Genomic DNA, 4,268 nt, shown 5'->3' with positions numbered 1-4,268 from the left:
CCCGCTGCGCGCCCTGTCCGAGCGCCCCACCTTCACCGCCGCCGCCCTTGCTGCCGCCCTCGATGCCGCGCTCGCCGCCATCGCCCCGGGCAGCACGGCCCCCGGCATGGAGCAGCTCGGCGCCTGGGCCCGCGACCTCGGGGCGCTGGAGGACGCCGGCCCGGCCATGGCGCCGGTGGCGCTCGACGGCGTGCTGGCGGCGCTGATGGCCGGCATCAAGGTGACCAATCCCGCTCCCGCCCGTTCCGACATCGCCATCTGGGGTCGGCTCGAAGCCCGCCTGATGGCCCCGGATCTGATGATCCTCGCCGGCTTGAACGAGGATATCTGGCCGGAAGCCGCCGACCCGGGGCCATGGCTCAGCCGCGGCATGCGGCTGGCCGTCGGGCTCGAGCCTCCCGAACGCCAGCAGGGGCAGGCGGCACACGACTTCGAAATGGCGCTCGGCAACAGCGCCGTCATCCTTGCCTTCTCGGCGCGCCGCGGTACCGCCCCGGCACTGCCCTCGCGGCTGCTGCAACGGCTCGAGGCTTTCGTCGGGGAGGCCCATGGCGCGCCGATGCGCGCGCGCGGCGCACATTGGCTCGAACTGGCCCGCCGCATCGACGCCGTCGCCGGCCCGCCGGTTCCGGCCACCCGGCCGGTGCCGAAGCCGCCGCGCGACCGGCGCCCGCACAAGCTGTCGGTGACCGAGATCGAGACGCTGTTTCGCTCCCCCTACGACATCTACGCGCGGCACGTCCTCCACCTGCGCAAGCTGGCCCCGCTCGGCGAAATCCCCGACGCGCGCGAGCGCGGCTCCATGATCCACGCGGTGTTCGACACCTTCGTCGGCGGCGGGCACGATTTTGCCGCGCCCGATGCCCACGCCCGCCTCATGGCGATGGCGGAGGCGGCGTTCGCCGGGCTCGACGCCATCGGCGAACGCCGCGACATCTGGCTCAAGCGCTTCGAGCGGGCGGCCGCCGAGTTCCTGGCCTTCGAAACCGCGCGCTCGCCCCGGGTGCGCCAGCGCCACGCCGAGATCTGGGGGCGCTGGCAGTTGCCCGGCGGCTTCGTCCTCAGCGGCAAGGCCGACCGCATCGACGAACTCCACGACGGCAGCCTCGAAATCATCGACTTCAAGACCGGCAGCATCCCCACGCCCAAGGCGATGAAGGCGTTCGATGCCCCGCAGCTGCTGCTCGAGGCCGCGATGGCGCGCGCCGGCGCCTTCCCCGCGGTGGCCGCGGCCGACGCCTCCGCCCTCACCTATGTCAAGATCGGGCTCGGCCCCGAGGCGCTCGTGGCGACGCCGTTCCGGCCGCGCGACGGCTTCGACATGCCGGAGGCGGCCGACGAGGCCGGCCGGCGCCTGCAGGCGCTCGTCGACGCCCTGCTGCTGGGCGAGTTGCCGATGGCGGCCCGCATCCGCCCCGACACCGCCCGGCGCTATGGCGGCGACTACGACCATCTGGCGCGCACCGACGAATGGACCATCGCCGCCGGAGAGGACGAATGAGCGAGCGCCCGCTGTTCGATCCGCTGCCCCGGCGCATCCTCGACCTGCAGCGCCAGGCCGCCGATCCGGCCAGCTCGATCTGGGTCGAGGCCAATGCCGGCTCGGGCAAGACGCGCGTCCTCACCGACCGTGTGCTGCGGTTGCTGCTGAGCGGCGTCGCGCCCGACCAGATCCTCTGCCTCACCTATACCCGGGCGGCCGCCGCCGAGATGCGCCAGCGCCTGTCGGGGCGGCTGGCCGGCTGGGCGCTGAGCGACGATGCCGAGCTTTCCGGTGCGCTTGCGGCGCTGCGCGACGCGCCCCCGGACGCCGCCGCCCTGGCCCGGGCCCGCACGCTGTTCGCCACCGCGCTCGAGACCCCGGGCGGGCTCAGGATCCAGACCATCCACGCCTTTTGCGAAAGCCTGCTGCATCGCTTCCCGGTCGAGGCCGGGGTGCCGGTCAATTTCCGGGTGCTCGACGATTTCGAGCGCCAGAGCATGATCCTCGCGGCCCGCGAGCAGGTGATCGCCGCGGGCATCAACGGCGATCCGGCGCTGGAGCGGCCGGTCGAGGTGCTGTTCGATGCGCTCAGCGACTTTGCCATCAGCAGCGCCATCGACCTTGCCCTCGCCGAGAATGCCAGGCTGCGGCATATCCTCGCCGACCGCGACGGCGCCAAGCTGCGGCTGCGCCGGCTGGTCAAGGCCAGGCCGGGCGACGACAGCGCCGCCATCGGCGCCGAGATCGTCGGCCGCTACCCGTTCGGCCGCGCCGAGCACGAGCAGCTATTCGCCGCCTGCCCGCCGCGGCCGGGTGGCACCCGCTTCGAGGACCGGCTGGCCGCGCTCAACCTTGAGGTCCTCGCCGCCGAAGACCTGTTCGAAGCCTACCTGACCAAGGATGGCAACATCCCGGCGAATTTCCCCAAGAAGGAGATCGCCGTGCGGTTGCCGGGGCTGGCGCCCCGCCTGTTGGCCGAGGCCGAACGGCTCGCCCGGTTGCGGGCGCGCCTGAGCCGGGCCCGGCTGGTCGAGCGCTCCGAGTCGCTGCTCGACGTGCTGGGCGCCATCTCCGACCGCTACGAGGCCGCCAAGCGGGCGCGCTCGCTGCTCGATTTCGACGACCTCGTGTCGCGACTGCGCGGCCTGCTCGCCGACCGCGCGCAGGGCGACTGGGTACGCTACAAGCTCGACGGCGGGCTCGCCCACATTCTCGTCGACGAGAGCCAGGACACCAATCCCGAGCAGTGGCAGGTCATCGACGCGCTCGTCGCCGAGTATTTCGAGCCGGGCGGCATCGAGCGTCATCGCACCCTGTTCGCCGTTGGCGACGGCAAGCAGTCGATCTATTCGTTCCAGGGGGCCGAGCCGCAGCTTTTCCTCGACTCCGGCATGCGCTACGAGCTGCAGGCCTTCGCGGCGCAGCGCCGCTTCGAGCGCGTGCGGCTCGATACCAGCTTCCGCACCCTGCCCGGGGTACTCGCCGCCGTCGACGCGGTGTTTCGCGACGAAGGGCGCCGCGCCGCGGTGCTCGAGGAAGCGACCATCGCCCACAAGCCCGCGCGCCGCGACGAAGGCGGCACGGTGACGTTGTGGCCGCCGCTGCGCGATCCCGAGGAAGTCGTCGACCCGCACAACTGGCCGACCGCGCTGCCGCCCGACAGCCGCAGCGCCGCCCGCCAGGTGGCCGAGCGCATGGCCGCCGAGATCGCCGGCTGGGTGCGGGCCGGGCGGCCCCTGGGGGCACGCGGCCGGGCGGTGCGGCCGGACGACGTGCTCATCCTGGTGCAGTCGCGCTCGAGCCTGTTCCACGAGATCATCCGCGCCCTGCACCGCGCCGGCCTGCAGACCCCCGGGGCCGACCGGCTCGACGTCGCCGGCCATATCGGGGTGCTCGACCTGCTGGCGCTGGGCGACGTGCTGCTGAACCCGGCCGACGACCTGCAGCTCGCGGCCCTGTTGCGCTCGCCGCTGTTCGGGCTGTCCGAGGACGAGCTCTATGCGCTCGCCGCACCGCGCTTACCGGGGCAGACGCTCTGGCAGGCGTTGCAGGCCAGCACCGTGCCCGCCGCGGCCGCGGCCCATGGGCGCCTGCACGCCTGGCGCGGCCGGCTTGATTTCGGCCGTCCCTACGAATTCTTCGCCAGGGTGCTCTACGCCGAGGAGGGGCTGCGTGCCTTCCACCGGCGTTTCGGCGGCGAGGTCGACGACGTCTTTGCCGAGTTCTTGGAGCTGGCGCTGGCGCACGAGCAGACGCCGCAGCCGTCGCTGCAGGGCTTCCTCGCGTCCATGCGCGCACGCGCCGTGACCATCAAGCGCGAACTCGGCGAGCAGGGGGGCGGCGTGCGGGTGATGACGGTGCACGGCGCCAAGGGGCTCGAGGCGCCGATCGTCATTCTCGCCGATGCGGCGAGCCGCCCCGAGGCGCGCCAGACTTCCCGCCCCGTCTACCTGCCGGTCGATCCGCCGGGCCCGCTGCTGCTGCACGCGCCCTCGAAATCCCTGCACGTCCCGGAATCGCTGGTGCTGCGCAATGCCGAGGCGGCCCGGCAGCAGGACGAATACTGGCGCAAGCTCTACGTCGCCATGACCCGCGCCGAGGACGAACTCTACGTCACCGGCGCACTGACCCGGCAGGCCAGGGTCGACGGCACGTGGTACGAGGCGATCGAGTCGGCGCTCGCGCCCGAGGCTGAAACGCAATGCGATGCCGGCGGCGAGCTGATCGCCATGCTCTACCCGCGGGAGCGGCCGCCCGCCGCCCCGGCGGCGGCGCCCGCCGGCGT

Annotated in this window: 2 protein-coding genes; both read left to right on the top strand. The window is 73.1% G+C overall.

Annotated features, from left to right (window positions below; all coding sequences use genetic code 11):
• Positions 1-1,501 (top strand): PD-(D/E)XK nuclease family protein (locus tag VGD93_RS07625; protein WP_395010792.1); only part of this gene is annotated, 1,501 nt, incomplete at its 5' end.
• Positions 1,498-4,268, top strand: a 2,771-nt coding sequence (gene addA, locus VGD93_RS07620) for a double-strand break repair helicase AddA (protein WP_395010790.1), incomplete at its 3' end; no start/stop codon positions are given. The genes VGD93_RS07625 and addA, both read left to right, overlap by 4 nt.

Origin of the sequence: Devosia sp. (genome assembly GCF_036406155.1) — a bacterium.
Classification (GTDB): domain Bacteria; phylum Pseudomonadota; class Alphaproteobacteria; order Rhizobiales; family Devosiaceae; genus Devosia_A.
This window is presented reverse-complemented; position numbering and strand designations above follow the sequence as displayed.